Source organism: Pseudomonas sp. 67(2021), from assembly GCF_017491835.1.
Taxonomy (GTDB): Bacteria; Pseudomonadota; Gammaproteobacteria; order Pseudomonadales; family Pseudomonadaceae; genus Aquipseudomonas; species Aquipseudomonas atacamensis.
In genome coordinates, this window is the sequence record NZ_JAFGYL010000017.1 from 1 (window position 1) to 18215 (window position 18215).

Genomic DNA, 18215 nt, shown 5'->3' on the forward strand with positions numbered 1-18215 from the left:
CGCGAAAAACCGCGAAGCGATCAAGCGCGCTCTGGATTTTTACCTGTGCCCACAGCCGAGCAAGGCGCGCCCGCCCGGCACCCTGTTTCTGATCCAGCCCGACGTCGACACCGAAACCCTGCTCGCCCATGCCTGTGAATCCCTCGCTTCAGCCAACACTCTGGCCAGTGATTTCGCCGATCAGTTGGGGCGACCGCAGCGCAATACGGCGCTGGCGATTCAGCAGATCATCATGCTCGCTGAGCTGGCGGTGAACCGTGCGCTGGATCGGGTTGATCCGTAGGCGTAAAAAAACCACCGGGCCGTCAAGCCCGGTGGTTTTCCACGACGTGCAATCGCGTGGATGTCACGTCACCTGTGTCAGCTTGACGTCCGTTACAAGCATGTCGACCAAGGTTCGCAGGTATTTGAAGCTCTGATCTTTTTTCCCCCAGCGATCAATGAAGAACAGACCTTTGTCATTGATCTGAATTGGCGTCTCAACGATCTCGCCGGACCTGGATCTATGCACCACACTGGCTTTGCGGGTATCTGCATTTTCGATCAGGAATTGGCCCTGTCGAGTCAGTCTGCTGCGACTGACAGACGGAGGCGCAGCAGGCTTTTTCGTTCCGGGGACGGCCACCTCCATCACAAAGTCGCTGCTCAAGGCCCTCACGTTGGCCTCGTGCTGGCCGCTGACAAATTCCCATGTACCGCGATGAATATCCCTGGCCAGCTCGGGGGCGGTGTCGCGCACGTGCAGGCTGACGGCTGAAAGTGTATCGGCCAGACCTGGCACGCCGAGGTTGTAATTGGTGTGCGCACTGCCGATGAGGGCCACCCATTTATGCGGGCCGTTGGCCAGTTGATCAGCCTCGATCACTTGGGTTGCAAAATAGCTGAACATCTCGTTTCGCGAGACTGCTTTGTCATGCAGGCCCTTGAGGTGGTAGGACGCTGTGCAATCGATCGCTCTGATGCGGATGTTGTATTTGGCTGCTGCCTGGTAGAGCTCCGTGTAGGTATCGCTCCCACCGTAAGCCATCATGTGCCCTCGGTCCTGACGATGCAGGTACGCCTTCAGCCTGTGCGGCATACGTTGGGTTCGCAAAAAAATGTCGAGATCGGCCTGGTGCAGATCGGTGAACAGGTGCTCGACATACAACGTGTCATAGCCTGCTTTCTTGAGCGCTTTCATGTGCTTTTTCAGCAGCGCTTTGCTCGCCACATCGGCATGGGCTTCGCCGATCAGCAGATTCAAGCGTCCGTCGGCCAGCTGCCGCAGAAAAGCCTCGAATGTGCAATCGGAGGTGAGCACCGGCAGGATCGGCGCATCGGGAGGGACGTAGTCGGTGAAGGCGTCTCTGGCGGTTTTTTCCAGGCGCTTGCGCTGGGCGATGAAAGCCTCGTAGGCCGTTCTTTCACTGGAGATCGTCGGGGTGTAATTCGAGTCCATGGAGTAGGGCTTATGCAACATTTCAGCAATATCGTCACGCAGCGGCAAAGCCACATCGAAATCGCTGAAGTGATCAACGGCGCTAGCTGCGGCGGGCGGCCTGGAGACGGGTAGAGGTGCCTTGTAGGTGCTCGGCATCTGTACCAGGAAATCACCTTGCGCAGTCGCATCGCCGGCGATGGCGCCGGGTGTATCCCTGCTTATGCGTGCCGGTTGGTACAGGTCGATGTCTTCAACACGTATGGCTACGGCCTCGTGCAGGTCGGCCAGGCCCGGCGTGTTGTCGAACGTGGTCATGCGCGACTGTTCGGTCAGGGCAATCCAGCGCTCTTCGCCAATTTCGGCCACATCGCTGGCAAGCGCCTTGTGCGAATAGAAGTTTCTGATGGAGTTGTTTCGCGGAGTCAGCGGCGAGACCTCGGACATCACCATGATCCCTTCGAGTTTATAGCTGGCCGAGCCGTCTAGCGCATGGATGCTCATGCCTTTTTCCCGGGCCCTGCGCACCAGCGCCAGGTAAGAAAAAGCTGCGTCCGGCGCATACCCCATGGCTTTGTCGAGCGCCTTCAGGTGTTTGTTGATATGAAACCAGGAGCCGTTCCTGTTGAGCTTTTCCAGTTTGAGATGAAACACGTCACCCGGCAGGTATTCGAGAAAGAGATGCTTGTAGCCGTTCGCCACGAGGACGTCGAGATGCTCGATCAATAACTGTTTGCTGGCGATCGAACCAGGTTGTGCACCGATCACCAGGTTCTTCGCGGCGAATGCATCGCTGCCGATCAACTGTGCGAATGAGGTATTGGCGGCAACCGCCGGCACTTCGGCACGGGCGGGCAGCGGTGCGAGCCGGGCAAAATGGCGCGTGGCGTCTTTGGTGAGTTTTTCGACCTGTTCCAGATAGGCTGTGCGTACCTCGCTCAACTCATCGACCACCCGGGCCATGATGGTCTGCCGCGGGATACCCATATCGCTCAGTTGCAGCAATGCCTCGCGCGATTGCGGCACCAGCAACGTTTCGACGCGCTCGCGGTAGTCGATCGCGACTCCATAATCTTTGTGCGGACCGGGTGTATCGGGCACAGCTTCGTATTTCGGTGCACCGCCGGACAGGCCGCTGCGCACCATCACCCCGTCGGAATTGCGTACGGTCAGAATGCCGGTCGAAAGCAGTCCGGAGCCATTCGGATCCGGGCGGTAGAGCAAATAACGGCCCAGCGCGTCCGGGTTGTTACTGGCGTAATACGACTGTCCTCTAAAAGCGACCGCCTGCATATCGTCCCAGACGGGTTCAGTGGCCATTTGATCGACCAATGCCAGAGCACTCTGTTGCTCATCGCCGGCAGTGGCGACAGCCTGACGCAACGGGCGCCGGACGGGCTTGAGTGACCGTAGCGCCGGACGCAGATCCGTCACCACCGCGCCGGCACTGTTGAACAGATAACCAAGCAAGTGCCGGAACGCTTCGTTGTTGTTGCCCTGACGATAGGCATGCAGGGCGAGCATCGCGTCCTTGAAGGCCAGCAACAGGCCGGTGCTCAGGCTCAACAGCGGGAAGGGCGCGGTGGCGATGGCCGCGACCCACTCAACGCTCGTCCAGATCAGGCCGGCGATCATTTCGGTACGACTGGTGGTGGTCGCGTGGACGTTGTCGATCCGCCGTTGCAGCTTCATGTCATAGAGCGCGGTGAGCAGGTCGCTGACGGCGTCGGCCGGTCGCATCGAGTCGTAGCGGGCGGGGCTGGGGGTGGTTTTGTTGAGGTCTTTGGGCAGCTTCTTGCGGATGTTGTCCAGGTGCGTGCGGACCCGGGTCTGGGCGCTGATACCCACGCGCGATGTGAAGTACTCGACCATGCCCGATTGCAGCAGCAGATAATTGAACAGGCGCGCTTCACGAAAACGCACGCCGTCCGGCGCGTCCGGCGTATACAGCAGAACCGGATTACTGCCATGGCTGAACAGCCAGGTATCGATCACCCATTCGCCGTCGATCATCAACCGGTGGATCGGGTACTTCGTCCGCGTCTGCCCCGACGTTTGATCCATGCTGGTGATGCTTTGCTGGAGCCATTGCAGGTCGCTGCTGGCGATATGTCCTTGCAGCTGGCATTCCAGCGCGGCGCTTTGCATCTGGCGCTGAGTGATCGCCAGCGTCGCGTTGCGGCGGAACGCGTAGCCTTCGCTCTGGGAATTCTGCAGCTCCTTTTTGACTTTGTCGGTATAGCGTTGGCCGATCCACACCCCTGTGACCGAGCGCGCGACATTCTGCGCGGTCAGGCTGCTGATATCGATGCCTTGCGGACCTCTGAAGCGCGCCGAGCGTGAGAATTTCTGCTCGAGAAAACCCACGCCGTCGGCATAGCCGTCGCGATACAGCCGGGTATAGGTCAACGGCTTTGGTGTCCATGAGGGCACGATCGATTTTGGCGAGTAGGCCCAGACGGTGTCAGGATCGACGTCATTGGCCGCACGTTTGAGCAAGCGGTTCAGGCTGAGCTTCGCTTGCTCGTGCACGTAGGCGTCAAATGTCTGGAAACGCCCGCCCGACAGCGGATGTTGATTGAATGCGAGCAGTGCGCCCTCGGCGTCGTCGCTCAGCGTCGTCAGTTGTCGGCGATTGGCCGCAGTGGTCGAGCGATACCATACCGGGGTGCTGAAATCGTAATCATCGATGCGTGTGGCAAGCATGTGTTCAGCCATCGCTTTGAGGCAATCGAGATGGTTGCCGAGGTGATCGAAAGTCACCTTCTGGTGCTCCGCTGCTTCTGGTTTGAAGCTCAGCCCCGACAAGACTTTGCGCAGAGCAGGACGAAAGCGCATCGGTGCGCGGCTGACCAGGTAACCGGCCATGGTTTGGGCGGCGTCACTCTGCTTGGCCCACGACAACACATGGGCCTGACATTCGCGCTCACTGTCAAAGGCCTCGAACTGTCGATCGCGTGGGGCTTGTGGCGTGCATAGCAGAACGCGTTTGAGCGCACCGGTCTGATCGTTCTGACGCAGCACCCAAAGGTCTTGGAGTTGCGCACCGTGCAAGCACAGCGTGGCGGCGCGCAACTGTGAATCGCTGCCGCTGCGCAGGCGCTGGATCATTTGCAGGTCGCTGTCGAGCAGGTGCCCTTGCAGCGCTGCGGTATGGGCGAGCGCGACGATGCGCTGATCGAGCATTTGCTCAATGGCAGGTTTGATTGCGGAGCTTGCCTGCATCTGCGTTTGCAAACGTGCGAAGTCGACGCGCGGTTCCAGCTCCAGTGCCTGCTTGATCACCCAGGCGGGCGTCACGTCCGCATACTCGTCGGCTAGCGGCAGGTCGTTGTAAGTCAGGCGGGTGTGGCTGAGAAACTCCGAGCCTGGCAACTCATCGCCGGTGTGCGGGCCGCGCAGGGTCAGCTCAAGCAGGTTGCGCTTGTGCACATATACGCCGTATCCCGGTACCCGCCGGTCGGTGGTGATTTGCAGGTTGTCCGGTTGCAGATCGTCGATTTGCAGATCATCACTCAGACGCTCCAGCCATTGCTGGCGGGCCACGGCCATCAGACTGACCGCGGGGCCCATCAGGTCAAGCAGGTTTTGCCGGGCCTGATTGTAGTTGCCCAGGTGCAAGGCCAGTTCGGCCCGCTTGGCGGCGTCGGCGCTGCGGTACCAGTCCGGGGCGCTGTTGCGCAGGTGCCGTTCGAACAGCGTTTGTGCCTGAAGGGCCAGACGCGGAGTGAGATCCGGCAGCGCAGCGCCGATGGCGCGCTCCAGCTCGGCGATCAAGCGAGCGGGATCCTGCTGCGGGTTAGCGGCGAAACTCAGTGCATATTCGATATCCAGGGTGCGTTTTTCGATCAAGGCATCGTAGATGTGTTCGAACAGCGGTTGGCTGTCGATGGGCGTCAGCTGCAATGGCCAGATTCCTGCTGTACCGATCTCGTGGTAGCGGCTGGGCAGCAGCTGCATCAACTCGTCACGGCTGATGCTGTGCTTCATGGTCTCGAGCAGATGGGCGTCGAGATCAGCCAGGGAATTGAACAGCTCCAGGCCCCTGGCGGGTGTGAACAACACGACGAAACCCGCGCTCTGGTCGGTCAGCAGATCGCTGACTTTCGGGGTGTCGTTTTGCGTAACGACAAAGGCCCCGGCGAGCTCGACGGTGGTTTGCTGATAAGTGAACTGCAACGCATACATGGCCGGACGCAAGAGCGGGCCCAGCGCCAGTTTCTTCATCAGTTCACCAGCCTGCGGGTGCAACAGGCGATCCTTGACGGCTTGTTGCGCCTCGTACTCGAGCGCGGTGAAACCGGCGTCGTATTTAAGGAAGGTTTTCGCCGGTTTGCCGTCGATCTGGTCACGCAGATCCATGTTGATCAGTTGCGTGCTGAGGCGCACCTTCAGCGTGGCGATCAGTTGCTTGCCTGCCTCGCTTTGCAGGTCGCTGGTTGCCAGCGCCTGATAGAGCGTGCGGCTGCGTTGCAGGTAGCTGTCGCGATAGGTTTTCAGCTGCTCTTCGAGGCGTTTGAGATGGGCCTGCTCGGTGCTCGGTTTGTGCTCGGGCAGCAGCGGGGTTTCGGTGTTGAAGAGCAGACGGCCGATCTGGTTGAGATCGTTTTTGATCTCATCGGGTGTGGGTGCGTTGGGGGTGCTCATAGGCACGATTTCCATGCTGGGGATGAAGGGCCAGCATGGCGAGCGGGGCGTGGAGGAGGGTGGTATCCATATATCGTGCGCGAGCCGGATTTTCCCCGCCCGCTCCAGCCCTCCCGTTACCCGCGCAGATCAAACCTGCGCGCTGACCTCCCCGCGACTCAGCAATGTCTCGATCGCCCCGCTCAAACTCGCGGCCTTGTCCCCCACCAGCAAATGCCAGACGCCGCCGTCCAACTGGCTGACACCCAGGCAGCCGAGCGCTTTGAGCTGCGCATCGGACAATGCCTTGGCATCGGCCAGTTGCAGGCGAATGCGGGTCATGGCGATGCAATCGAGTTGCAGCACATTGTCGCGACCGCCCAGTGCATCCAGCCATTGCTGCGCCTCGTTGCGGGTAAGCGCAACGGTCTTCGGCTCATCAGCAACCACTGCGGTTTCCTCCAACGCAGTTCGGCCCAGCGCAGGCATGGCCAAGCGAATCTCATCGGCGATGCTGTCAGCCAACGGCCCGACCACGACCTGCAAACTGCCGCCCTTGCCCGGGCGCACCACCGCCATCGCGCCCAACGCTTTCAGCTCGGCATCCGAAGCCTTGTTGCGGTCGACCATCTCTAGGCGCAGTCGGGTCGTGCACGCACCGACGGTGAGCAGATTCTCGGCGCCGCCCAAGGCTTTGATATACGCACTGGCGCGTTCGGTTTCCGAGAGCACGGTTTTTTCGGCGCTGGCGACGTCTTCGCGCCCCGGCGTCTTCAGATTGAAGCGGCGGATACAGAAGTCGAAGACCAGGTAATAGATGACCGCATAAGCCAGCCCGACCGGCACCACCAGCCAGCCATTGGTCGACTTGCCCCAGCCGAGAATCATGTCGATGAAACCACCGGAAAAGGTGAAGCCCAGATGAATGTTCAAGCCGTTGGTGATCGCCATCGACAGCCCGGTCAGCAGCGCGTGCAGGAGGAACAGCAGCGGCGCGAGAAACATGAAGGCGAATTCGATCGGCTCGGTCACACCGGTGAGAAACGAGGTCAGCGCCATCGACAGGAAGATCCCGCCCATCACCTTGCGCCGCTCCGGCAAAGCGTTGCGGTACATCGCCAGGCACGCGGCGGGCAGGCCGAAGATCATCATCGGGAACATGCCGGTCATGAACTGGCCGCCCTTCGGATCGCCGGCAAAATACCGCGACAGATCGCCGGTCACCAAGGCGCCCGTGGTCGGGTCGGTGAAGTTGCCGAAGACGAACCACGCCATGTTGTTGAGGATGTGGTGCAGGCCGGTGACGATCAGCAGGCGGTTGAACACGCCGAAGACGAAGGCGCCGAGGCTGCCGCTTTCCATCATCAGCGCGCCGAACGCGTTGATGCCCTGCTGGATCGGCGGCCAGATATAGCCGAACAGCACGCCCAGACCCACCGCCGCGAACCCGGTGACGATCGGCACAAAACGCCGGCCACCGAAGAACGCCAGATACTCCGGCAGCTTGATGTCCTTGAAGCGGTTGTACAGCGCACCGGCCATCAGGCCGCTGACGATCCCGGCGAGCATGCCCATGTTGATGGTCGAGTCGAGCACCTTGAGCGTGGAGATCATCACCAGATAACCGATCACTCCGGCGAGGCCGGCGGTGCCGTTGTTGTCCTTGGCGAAACCGACGGCGATGCCGATGGCAAAGATCATCGCCAGGTTGGCGAAGATCACTTGTCCGGCATCGTGAATGATCGCGATGTTCAACAGGTCCGTGTCGCCCAGGCGCAGCAGCAGGCCGGCAATCGGCAGGATCGCGATCGGCAGCATCAGCGCGCGGCCCAGGCGTTGCAGGCCTTCGATGAAGAGTTGGTACATGGCGTTTGTCCTTTTTGTTTTTGTTAGCGCAGAGGCCAATGTTGTTGACAGGCGTGGCGAACGGCGGCGGCGCTGGACAGCTTGAGCAAGTCGCGGCTCAGGCGCTGACATTCGGCTTCATGCAACTGACGTACGCGGTCCTTGATTTCACCGATCTGCACCGGGCTCACCGACAGTTCGGTGACGCCCAGACCCACCAGCACCGGCGTGGCCAGCGGGTCGGAGGCGAGGGCGCCGCAGACACCGACCCAGCGCTTGTGCAACGCCGCGCCTTCGCAGGTCATGGCGATCAGGCGCAGCAATGCCGGGTGCAGGGCATCGACCCGCGCCGCCAGCCCGGCGTGGTCGCGGTCCATGGCCAGGGTGTATTGCGACAGATCGTTGGTGCCGATCGAGAGAAAGTCGGCGTGTTCGGCCAGTTGTTCGGCTTGCAGCGCGGCGGCGGGGACTTCGATCATCACGCCGATCTCCGGGCGCTCGGTAATGCCCAGCTCAAGGCGCAAGGCATCGACGCGCTGGCGGATGTGCAGCAGTTCGTCGACCTCGGTGACCATCGGCAACAGAATCCGGCAACGCGACAACGGCTTGACCTGCAACAGCGCGCGCAGTTGCTGATCGAGAATTTCCGGGCGCGCCTGGGCCAGACGAATGCCGCGCAGACCGAGCACTGGGTTGGCCTCGGCGGGCAGCGGCAGGTAGTCGAGTTGCTTGTCGCCGCCGACGTCGATGGTGCGGATGATCACTGACTTGTCGCCCATGGCATCGATCACCGCTTGATAGGCGCTGCGCTGTTCTTCGACGTCCGGTGCCGTCTGGCGATCGACGAAGAGAAACTCGGTGCGCAACAGGCCTACACCATCAGCACCGTTGGCAAATGCGTCTGCCGCTTCGTTGCTTGAGGCGACATTGGCGACCACTTCGATGTGCACGCCATTGCGCGTTTCAGCGGGCAAATGGGCTTTGGCCTGTTGGCTGTCGCGGCGCTGCTGGCGCTCGATTTGTGCCTGTTGCACTTCGCTCAGGCGCTCGGCGTTTGGCGTCAATTCGAGGCGCCCGTCGTCAGCGTCGAGCACCACGGCCTGATCTTGCGGCTGCTCAAGCAATTGCGCGCCCAAAGCGACGATGCACGGCAGACCTTTGCCGCGCGCCAGAATCGCTACGTGCGAGGTCGCGCCGCCCTCGGCAATGCACAACCCGGCGACACCTTGCGCGCTGAGTTGCAGCAGATCCGATGGCGTCAGTTCGTGAGCGGCAACAATGGCGCCGGCCGGAACCTGATATTGCCAGGCCTCGCCAAGCAGGGCGCGCAGCACGCGTTGCTTGAGGTCGCGCAAATCGTTGGCACGTTCGGCCAGCAGCGGACTGCCGGTGCCTTGGAGCATGTCGCACTGGGTGTCGATCGACTGACTCCAGGCGTGCGTCGCAGCGGTGCCTTGTGCGATGAATTGCTGCGCGGCGTCGAGCAGGGCCGGGTCTTCGAGCAGCGCCATGTGTGCAGCGAAGATCGCTTCTTCGTCGGCGTTCTTGTGCTTTTTCGCCTGGGCGAGGGTGGCGGCGATTTCGCTGCGCACCGCGTTCAATGCCGTTTCAAGCGTCTGCTGCTGTTGCACTGGATCGTGATGGCCCGTATCCGCCGGCAAGGTGATCGCGTTCAAGCGAAACAACGGCCCGGCGACCAGCCCTGGCGCGGCGCAAACACCATGCAACACCCCAGCCTCGGCCGGACGTTTCAGCGCGGCGGTGGTGGTCGGCGCTTGCCCGTGATGATCGTCCGGCAGCGCCGTGGCCAATGCGCTGAGCAGAGCTTGCAATGCGGCATCGGCGTCCGGCCCCTGACAACTGACCTGCACTTCATCCTGCTCACCAATCGCCAGGCCCATCAGACCGATCAGACTGTTGCACGGCGCCGATTTGCCCTTGAAGTGCAGCTGTGAGTGGCTGCTGAAACCCTGGGCGGTCTGGCGGATCAGCGCAGCGGGGCGCGCATGCAAGCCGCCGCGATGAGCAACCTGCACTTGACCACGAACCTCTGGCCCAGCGCTTATATCGGTATTCGCCGCCACCACATTGCGCGCGATGATGTGCAGCAACGGCTCGCCGACTTTCACCGCTTTGAGGGTGATCGGCCGCACCTGAAAATCCGCGCTGTTGGTCAGGATCAACAGGCTGACCAGGCTTTTGCAGTGCTGACCGACCTTGTCCAGGTCATAGCGCAGCAGCGGCTGGCCAAGGCTGACGCGATCGCTTTCCTTGACCAGCATGGCGAAACCTTCGCCGTTCAGTTCAACGGTGTCGAGGCCCAAGTGCAGGAGGATTTCCGCACCGTTGTCGGCGCGCACGGTCACCGCGTGGCTGCTGCGCGCAACGTGGGTGACCACGCCGGTGCAGGGCGAATACAGCGTGTCGTTGAGCGGGTCGATGGCGATGCCGTCGCCCATCGCGCCACTGGCGAACACCGCGTCCGGGACGTTGGCGAGCGTCAGCACCGGGCCGCTGAGCGGGGCGCTGAGGGTCAGCTCTTTATTGTTGTCGGGCATGGCTGGGTCTCATCAGGTGTGCAGTCAGTCGGACTTAATGCGTGCGGGTCACTTTGCTCAAATGGCGCGGCTGATCCGGGTCCATGCCCCGCGCCACGGCCAGGCCTGCGGCCATCACGTAAAAGCTCTGGATCGCCAGAATCGGATCGAGGGCCGGGTGTTCGGCGCGAGTCAGGGTCAGGTCGCGTTCGCTGACGTCATCCGGCGCGGCGAGCAAGACCCGGGCGCCGCGCTGGCGCATTTCCGCCGCCAGGCTCAGCAGGCCGGCCTGCTCGGCGCCGCGTGGGGCGAAAACCAGCAGCGGATAGTGTTCGTCGATCAGCGCCATCGGGCCGTGACGGACTTCGGCACTGCTGAACGCTTCGGCCTGAATCGCCGAGGTTTCCTTGAACTTCAGCGCCGCTTCCTGAGCAATGGCGAAACCGGCGCCACGGCCGATCACCATCAGGCGCTCGCAATCGCGCAGGGCTTCGATGGCCACGCTCCAGTCCTGTTTCGCCGCTTCGCGCAGGCCTTCTGGCAGCGCATTGTGGGCTTGCAGCAGTTCGCGGTCCTCTTTCCAGTGCGCGATCAAACGCGCGCTGGCGCTGAGGGTGGCGATAAAGCTTTTGGTCGCAGCGACACTGCTTTCCGTGCCGGCGAGCAGCGGCAGGCTGAATTCACAAGCCGCCTCCAGTGGCGAATCGGCAGCGTTGACCATCGACACGCTCAGCGCGCCACGCTTGCGCAACAGACGCAGGCTGTTGACCAGATCCGGGCTCTGCCCCGACTGCGAAAACGCAAAGGCGACCTGACCGCTGACTTTCAGCGGCGCCTGCTGCATGGTCACCACCGACATCGGCAACGAGGCCACCGGCACGCCCAGTTGCTGCATGGTCAGGTAGGCGAAGTAGCTCGCCGCGTGGTCGGAGCTGCCACGGGCGACGGTCATCGCCACTTGCGGCGGCTGACGGCGCAGGCGCCCGGCGATCTCGATCATCGGCGCGTCAAGCTGTTGCAGTTGGGCTTGCACGGCCTCGAACGAGGACAGCGCCTCCTCAAGCATTTTTGAAGTCAATGTCTTCTCCTTCGACCATGACGGCGGTCAGTGTGAGTGAGCGATCGAGCCGCACGCAGTCGGCCCAGGCGCCGGGGGCAAGGCGCCCGCGTTCGGTGATGCCAAGGTAGTCGGCGGGAAATTGCGACAGACGCTGCGAGGCTTCGGCGACCGGCAAACCGATCTTGACCAGATTGCGCAGGGCCTGATCCATGGTCAGGGTGCTGCCGGCCAGCGTGCCGTCGGGCAGGCGCACGCCGCCCAGGCATTTGGTCACGGTGTGGCTGCCAAGCTTGTATTCACCGTCGGGCATGCCGGCGGCGGCGGTCGAATCGGTGACGCAATACAGGCACGGGATCGAACGCAGGGCCACGCGAATGGCGCCGGGGTGTACGTGCAGCAGATCGGGAATCAGCTCGGCGTATTTGGCGTGGGCCAGTGCTGCGCCGACGATGCCCGGCTCGCGGTGATGCAGCGGGCTCATGGCGTTGTAGAGGTGGGTGAAACTGCTGGCACCGGCAGCCAGCGCGGCGACGCCTTCCTCGTAGCTGCCGAGGGTGTGGCCGATCTGCATGCGGATGCCACGGCTGCTCAGCTCGCGAATCAACGCATCGTGGCCAGCGATTTCCGGGGCGATGGTGATGACGCGGATCGGCGCCAGCGCCAGATACTCTTCGACTTCGGCCATCAACGCGGTGTGGGCGAAGTTCGGTTGAGCGCCGAGTTTTCCCGGGTTGATGTAAGGGCCTTCAAGGTGTACGCCAAGCACTCGCGCGGCGCCTTTCGGACGCTGTTCGCAGAATTGTCCTACCTCTTTCAGGACATTTGAGATCTCCGCACTCGGCGCAGTCATTGTCGTGGCCAACAGCGAAGTGGTGCCGAAACGCACGTGGGTTCTGCTGATGGTTTCGAAGGCTTCGGCGCCTTCCATGATGTCTTTGCCGCCGCCGCCATGCACATGCAGGTCGATGAAACCCGGCAGCAGATAGGGCAGATCGTTAGCCGCCGGATCGCAGGGCACGCCTTCGATCGACACGACCTTGCCGTGTTCGTGAATCAGCCGGCCGCGAACCCAGCCGCTGGCGGTGAGGATGTTGTCTTCGGACATTTCGCTTCTCTCGTTTGGCTTGCTGCTGATCAGCGGCGAAGCTCTGCAACAAAGTCGTAGTAGTCGTTGCGGCAATAGGTGTCGGTGACTTCGATCGGCGTGTTGTCTTCCAGATAGCCGACCCGGGTCATCAGCAGCATGGCGGTGCCGGGGGCGATGCCGACCAGCGCGGCGAATTCGTCCGAGGCGTTGATTGCCTGGATGTGCTGAAGGGCGCGGACGATCGGTTTGCCGATGCCGTCGAGGTATTCGTAAAGCGAATCGCCCACCGCTTGCGGCCTGGGCATGATTGAGGCGGGCAGGGTGCTCATCTCGATCGCCATGACCGTGTCATCGGCTTTGCGCAGGCGCTTCATGCGCGCCACCTTGTCGTTCGGCGACAGGCCGAGGCGGATCAGTTCTTCGTGGGTCGGCAGGGTGATTTCCCGCTCCAGCCATTTCGAACTCGGTACGAAACCTTTCAGGCGCAGCATTTCGCTGAAGCCGGACAGACGCGACAGCGGTTGTTCCAGCCGTGGGGTGATGAACGTGCCCGAGCCTTGCAGGCGGCGGATCAGGCCTTGCTCGAGCAAGACTTCCAGCGCCTTGCGTGCGGTGACTCGGGAGATGCCGAGCTGGTCGCTGAGGTTGCGCTCGGACGGCATCGCCTGTTCGGCCTTCCACTGCCCGGCATGAATCGCCGCTTCCAGATTGCGCGCCAGTTGCAAGTACAGCGGCGTCGGCTGGGAGTCATCGGGACGTAGGGTTTGAAGGTCGTTCATGTAGGTCGTTTCCGTCGCGAGTATAGGATTGTTGTGGCTCGCTTGTGCGACGGAAGCTAATACCACTTGAATACCATGTCAACGCGATGAACTGGCGTCTGGCCCAATGGATTGGCGGTTGTCAGGGGTCACTGTTTAAAGTGGTATTAGTGGTGGCCCATAAAAAGCAAAAGATCGCAGCCTGCGACAGCTTCTACAGTTGAGAGTGGTATCACCCCTGTAGGCGCCGTCGCAGGCTGCGATCTTTTGATTTATTTTTTTTGCGGTGACCAGCGGTCGAGGTTACGGACGAATCTCGATCATCGTGCCGTCCGGTACCAGATTCCACACTTCACGCATGTCGACGTTGCGCATGGCGATGCAGCCGTCGGTCCAGTCGAGGGTGTGGAATAACTGCTCCGGATTGTCTGCTGAATCCGGGGTGCCGTGGATCATGATCATCCCGCCGGGCTCGACACCTTCACGGCGTGCGCGGGCGGCATCGCTGATGTTCGGGTAGGAGATGTGCATCGACAGGTTGAATTTCTCGCTGGTCTTGCGCCAGTCGATCCAATAGAAACCTTCGGGTGTGCGTTTGTCGCCCTCGATCAGTTTCGGGCCTTTCTTTGCACCCTTGCCCAAGGAGATGCGATAGGTCTTCAGCGGCTTGCCGTCGGCAATCAACTGCAGTTGGTGGGCCGATTTCAGTACCAGGACTTTTTCGATCAGCGGAGTGTTCGAGGGCGTCACGGTGGTCACGAATGACGCTTGCGAAACGCTGACGAACGACAGGCACAACAGGGCAAGCAACCAACGCATTGAAACGATTCCCCAAGAATGACGCAGACACATAGTGATAGATGCAGGTGTGGTTATCGGCAGGGTGCCGCGAAGCTCAAGTGATCGCCGGCTGCACCAGTGGCGGAATCGACTCCGAACGCACCGGGTAAACCTCGCTGCGCCGATCGGCAAAGAAACATTCCAGCGTGCGCCCGACCGTGCGGAAAGCCAGCTCGTCCCAGGGAATGTCGGCTTCTTCGAACAGCTGCACTTCAAGGCTTTCCGGCCCGGCCGCGTATTGCAGATCGGCCAGTTCGGCGCGGAAGAACACATGCACCTGGCTGATATGCGGCACGTCGATCAGCGTGTAGATGCTCAGGTTGCGCACCCGGGCGCAGGCTTCTTCGGCGGTTTCGCGGATGGCGGCCTGCTCGATGGTCTCGCCGTTTTCCATGAAGCCGGCAGGTAGCGTCCAGTAACCGAGACGGGGCTCGATGGCGCGGCGGCAGAGCAGCACTTTCGTCCCCCAGGTCGGTACGCACCCGGCGACGATATTGGGGTTCTGGTAGTGAATGGTCTGACAGCTGTCGCAGACAAATCGCAGCCGCGAGTCGCCTTCGGGAATGCGCTGGGTGACCGGGTTACCGCAGTGGCTGCAAAATTTCATGCTCGGGTTCCTGAATGCTGCGCCTATCTTGGCGTGCAGCGGGGCCGGTCGGCAAGTTGTCGTTTCGCGACACGACGGGTTTCGGGGGCTTGGGCGCTCGCTTTGATTGGTGCATGATGCGGAGCAAGGCACCGATCGAGAACACTCATGCTGGACGAGCTACTGCATAGGGTAAGCAACCACACACCGCGTACGCTGGAGACCGACGCACGTTTCCCCGAAGCCGCCGTGCTGGTGCCGATCACCCGCAGTGACGAACCGGAACTGGTCCTGACCCTGCGCGCCAGCGGGCTTTCGACCCATGGCGGCGAAGTTGCCTTCCCCGGAGGGCGCCGCGACCCGGAAGATCCGGACCTCATATTCACCGCGCTGCGCGAAGCCGAAGAAGAAATCGGCCTGCCGCCAGGTCTGGTCGAAGTCATCGGCCCGCTCAGTCCACTGATCTCCCTGCACGGCATCAAGGTAACGCCGTATGTCGGCGTGATTCCCGACTTTGTCGAATACCAGCCCAATGATGCCGAGATCGCCGCCGTCTTCAGCGTGCCGCTGGAATTCTTCCGCAAGGACCCGCGTGAGCATACCCATCGCATCGATTATCAGGGCCGCAGTTGGTACGTGCCGAGCTATCGCTTCGGCGAGTACAAGATCTGGGGACTGACGGCGATCATGATCGTCGAGTTGATCAACCTGCTCTATGACGCCAAAATCAGCCTGCACCGACCGCCGAAAAGCTTTATCGATACCTGAGCCGTCGTTCGAACGGCCGTGAGCCCTGAGGAAAACAAGATGAAATACCGCCTGGGCGACGCCCGTGTCGAAACCCATCCACAGAGCTGGGTCGCGCCCAATGCCGTGCTGGTGGGCAAGGTTCGCCTGGAAGAGGGCGCCAACGTCTGGTTCAACGCTGTGTTGCGCGGCGACAACGAACTGATCCTCATCGGCAAGAACAGCAATGTGCAGGACGGTACGGTGATGCATACCGACATGGGCTATCCACTGACCATCGGTACCGGCGTGACCATCGGCCACAACGCCATGCTCCACGGCTGCACGGTCGGCGATTACAGCCTGATCGGTATCAACGCGGTGATTCTCAACGGCGCGAAGATCGGCAAGAACTGCATCATCGGCGCCAATTCGCTGATCGGCGAAGGCAAGGAAATTCCCGACGGTTCGCTGGTGATGGGCTCGCCGGGCAAGGTTGTGCGTGAACTGACCGAGGCGCAGAAGCAGATGCTCGAAGCCAGCGCCGCGCACTATGTGCATAACTCGCAGCGGTACGCCCGCGATCTGGTCGAGCAGGAACAATGACGACTGTTGAACGACCAGTCGCCTCGCCCTGCGTGAATATCTGCGCGCTGGACGAAGATGATGTTTGCACCGGGTGCCAGCGCACGGTCGCGGAGATCACCCGCTGGGGCCGCATGAACAATGACGAGCGCCGCGTCGTGCTGGGGTTGTGTCATGAACGGGCGAAGGCGAGTGGATTGGTCTGGATGATTCCCGCGAAGTCAGGCGTCTGAACCACCGCTTTCGCGAGCAGGCTCGCTCCCACCTTGAAAATGCGTTCCACTGTGGGAGCGAGCTTGCTCGCGAAGACGTCGGTGCTGTCACCGCACCTATTGGCGCAATACCAGCGCTCAAGTAACCTGTGCGCCACATTTACAGGCCGCCCCCATGATCTTCCTCATCGCCTACATCAGCAGCGTCGTGCTGATCAACTTCGCCTTTTCCACCGCACCGCACCTGGACATCATCTGGTCGGCCTGGGGCGGCCTGGTGTTCGTGCTGCGCGACATGGTGCAAACGCGCTTCGGTCATGGCGCGATCGTGGCGATGCTGGCGGCGCTGGTGCTCTCCTACATCACGTCCGACCCTTCCATCGCGCTGGCCAGCGCCACGGCGTTCGCGGTCTCCGAGTGCATCGACTGGCTGGTGTTCAGCATTACCAAGCGGCCGTTGCGTGATCGACTGTGGATCAGTTCGGCGCTGAGCATTCCACTGGATACCTTCATCTTCTTCGGCATGATCGACGCCTTGACGCCGCCGGTGATCATCACCGCGCTGGCCTCCAAGTTTGCCGGCGTCACCGCGGTCTGGCTGATCATGGCCTGGCGTGATCGCAAACAGGCTGTCGCCAGCTGAAGCCAAACCCTCGGGTTCATGTAAAATGCCGCGCTTTCTCCCCATGGAAAGCGCACCTGCGTGGCTTTCCTCGATGATCCGCTTCCTTTGAGGACCTGAGATGACCCGTATCGGAACTCCATTGTCGCCAACCGCGACCCGCGTATTGCTGTGTGGCTGTGGTGAGTTGGGCAAGGAAGTGGTAATCGAACTGCAGCGCCTGGGCGTTGAAGTGATTGCCGTCGACCGCTACGCCAACGCGCCGGCCATGCAAGTCGCCCATCGCAGCCACGTGATCAACATGCTCGACGGCGCTGCTCTGCGTGCAGTGATCGAAGCCGAGAAGCCGCACTTCATCGTGCCGGAAATCGAAGCCATCGCTACCGCCACGCTGGTCGAGCTGGAAGCCGAAGGCTTCACTGTGATCCCGACCGCGCGTGCGGCACAGCTGACCATGAACCGCGAAGGCATCCGTCGTCTGGCTGCCGAAGAGCTGGACCTGCCGACCTCGCCGTACCACTTCGCCGACACCTTCGAGGACTACAGCAAAGCCGTTCAGGACCTGGGTTTCCCTTGCGTGGTCAAGCCAGTGATGAGTTCGTCGGGCAAGGGCCAGAGCCTGCTGCGCAGCGCCGATGACGTACAGAAAGCCTGGGATTACGCGCAGGAGGGCGGACGCGCCGGCAAAGGTCGGGTGATCATCGAAGGCTTCATCGACTTTGACTACGAAATCACCCTGCTGACCGTGCGCCACATTGGCGGCACCACGTTCTGCGCACCGGTCGGTCACCGTCAGGAGAAGGGCGACTATCAGGAATCCTGGCAGCCGCAGGCCATGAGCCCGATTGCTCTGGCTGAATCCGAGCGCGTTGCCAAAGCAGTCACTGAAGCGCTGGGTGGCCGTGGTCTGTTCGGCGTCGAGCTGTTCATCAAAGGCGATCAGGTGTGGTTCAGCGAAGTCTCGCCACGGCCGCATGACACCGGGCTGGTGACGCTGATCTCTCAGGATCTGTCGCAGTTCGCTCTGCATGCCCGCGCCATTCTTGGCCTGCCGGTACCGCTGATCCGTCAGTTCGGTCCGTCGGCGTCGGCCGTGATTCTGGTGGAAGGCCAGTCGACCCAGACTGCATTCGCCAATCTGGGCGCTGCGTTGAGCGAGCCGGACACCGCGCTGCGTCTGTTCGGCAAGCCGGAAGTGAACGGTCAGCGCCGCATGGGCGTGGCGCTGGCCCGTGATGAGTCGATCGAGGCCGCACGCGCCAAAGCGACCCGTGCGTCGCAGGCGGTTGTTGTCGAGCTGTAAACCGGGTCGCG

Annotated in this window: 14 protein-coding genes; 6 read left to right on the forward strand and 8 right to left on the reverse strand. The window is 61.6% G+C overall.

Going from position 1 to position 18215, the window contains the following annotated elements; genetic code table 11:
• The coding region (locus J5M66_RS19635) for a DUF6124 family protein (RefSeq protein ID WP_207817497.1) at nucleotides 1–283 on the forward strand (283 nt) is incomplete at its 5' end.
• Between the two features lie 63 nt (nucleotides 284–346).
• Here J5M66_RS19635 and J5M66_RS19640 read toward each other — a convergent pair.
• From J5M66_RS19640 to J5M66_RS19675, 8 genes are all read right to left on the reverse strand, one after another.
• The gene (locus tag J5M66_RS19640) at nucleotides 347–6064 is read right to left on the reverse strand and encodes a membrane-targeted effector domain-containing toxin (RefSeq protein ID WP_207809063.1); all 5718 of its coding nucleotides are present in this window, start codon (nucleotides 6062–6064) and stop codon (nucleotides 347–349) included.
• A gap of 129 nt (nucleotides 6065–6193) precedes the next feature.
• A complete protein-coding gene (nagE, locus tag J5M66_RS19645) occupies nucleotides 6194–7909 on the reverse strand; it encodes an N-acetylglucosamine-specific PTS transporter subunit IIBC (protein WP_130900367.1) in 1716 nt (571 codons plus the stop codon).
• Nucleotides 7910–7932: 23 nt separating this feature from the next.
• Nucleotides 7933–10446 carry a phosphoenolpyruvate--protein phosphotransferase gene (gene ptsP, locus J5M66_RS19650; protein ID WP_207809060.1) on the reverse strand — a complete coding sequence of 838 codons (2514 nt, stop codon included), beginning with the start codon at nucleotides 10444–10446 and terminating at the stop codon, nucleotides 7933–7935.
• Nucleotides 10447–10480: 34 nt separating this feature from the next.
• The gene (locus tag J5M66_RS19655) at nucleotides 10481–11503 is read right to left on the reverse strand and encodes an SIS domain-containing protein (RefSeq protein WP_207809058.1); all 1023 of its coding nucleotides are present in this window, start codon (nucleotides 11501–11503) and stop codon (nucleotides 10481–10483) included.
• Nucleotides 11484–12590 carry an N-acetylglucosamine-6-phosphate deacetylase gene (nagA, locus tag J5M66_RS19660; protein WP_016771551.1) on the reverse strand — a complete coding sequence of 369 codons (1107 nt, stop codon included), beginning with the start codon at nucleotides 12588–12590 and terminating at the stop codon, nucleotides 11484–11486. Before nagA ends, J5M66_RS19655 begins: the two co-directional genes overlap by 20 nt.
• Before the next feature lie 29 nt (nucleotides 12591–12619).
• Entirely contained in the window at nucleotides 12620–13351 is a 732-nt protein-coding gene (locus J5M66_RS19665) for a GntR family transcriptional regulator (protein WP_016771550.1), read from the reverse strand.
• Between the two features lie 282 nt (nucleotides 13352–13633).
• Nucleotides 13634–14149: a L,D-transpeptidase family protein gene (locus J5M66_RS19670; protein ID WP_016771549.1), complete on the reverse strand. Its 516-nt coding sequence runs from the start codon at nucleotides 14147–14149 to the stop codon at nucleotides 13634–13636.
• Nucleotides 14150–14225: 76 nt separating this feature from the next.
• Nucleotides 14226–14777, reverse strand: coding sequence for an NUDIX hydrolase (locus J5M66_RS19675; protein WP_016771548.1), 552 nt, complete (start codon nucleotides 14775–14777; stop codon nucleotides 14226–14228).
• Between the two features lie 147 nt (nucleotides 14778–14924).
• Between J5M66_RS19675 and J5M66_RS19680 the strand changes: the two genes are divergently transcribed.
• The 5 genes from J5M66_RS19680 (at nucleotide 14925) to purT (ending at nucleotide 18204) form a co-directional block, all read left to right on the forward strand.
• Nucleotides 14925–15524, forward strand: a complete 600-nt coding sequence (locus J5M66_RS19680) for a CoA pyrophosphatase (protein WP_016771547.1) — start codon at nucleotides 14925–14927, stop codon at nucleotides 15522–15524.
• Between the two features lie 39 nt (nucleotides 15525–15563).
• Entirely contained in the window at nucleotides 15564–16088 is a 525-nt protein-coding gene (locus J5M66_RS19685) for a gamma carbonic anhydrase family protein (RefSeq protein WP_207809056.1), read from the forward strand.
• Nucleotides 16085–16300 carry a DUF1289 domain-containing protein gene (locus tag J5M66_RS19690; RefSeq protein WP_039759143.1) on the forward strand — a complete coding sequence of 72 codons (216 nt, stop codon included), beginning with the start codon at nucleotides 16085–16087 and terminating at the stop codon, nucleotides 16298–16300. The genes J5M66_RS19685 and J5M66_RS19690 overlap by 4 nt, the downstream gene beginning before the upstream one ends.
• A 154-nt stretch (nucleotides 16301–16454) precedes the next feature.
• Nucleotides 16455–16922 carry a VUT family protein gene (locus J5M66_RS19695; protein WP_016771544.1) on the forward strand — a complete coding sequence of 156 codons (468 nt, stop codon included), beginning with the start codon at nucleotides 16455–16457 and terminating at the stop codon, nucleotides 16920–16922.
• Nucleotides 16923–17022: 100 nt separating this feature from the next.
• Complete coding sequence (gene purT / locus J5M66_RS19700) at nucleotides 17023–18204, forward strand: formate-dependent phosphoribosylglycinamide formyltransferase (protein ID WP_024011715.1); 1182 nt, start codon at nucleotides 17023–17025, stop codon at nucleotides 18202–18204.
• Nucleotides 18205–18215: the final 11 nt, after the last annotated feature.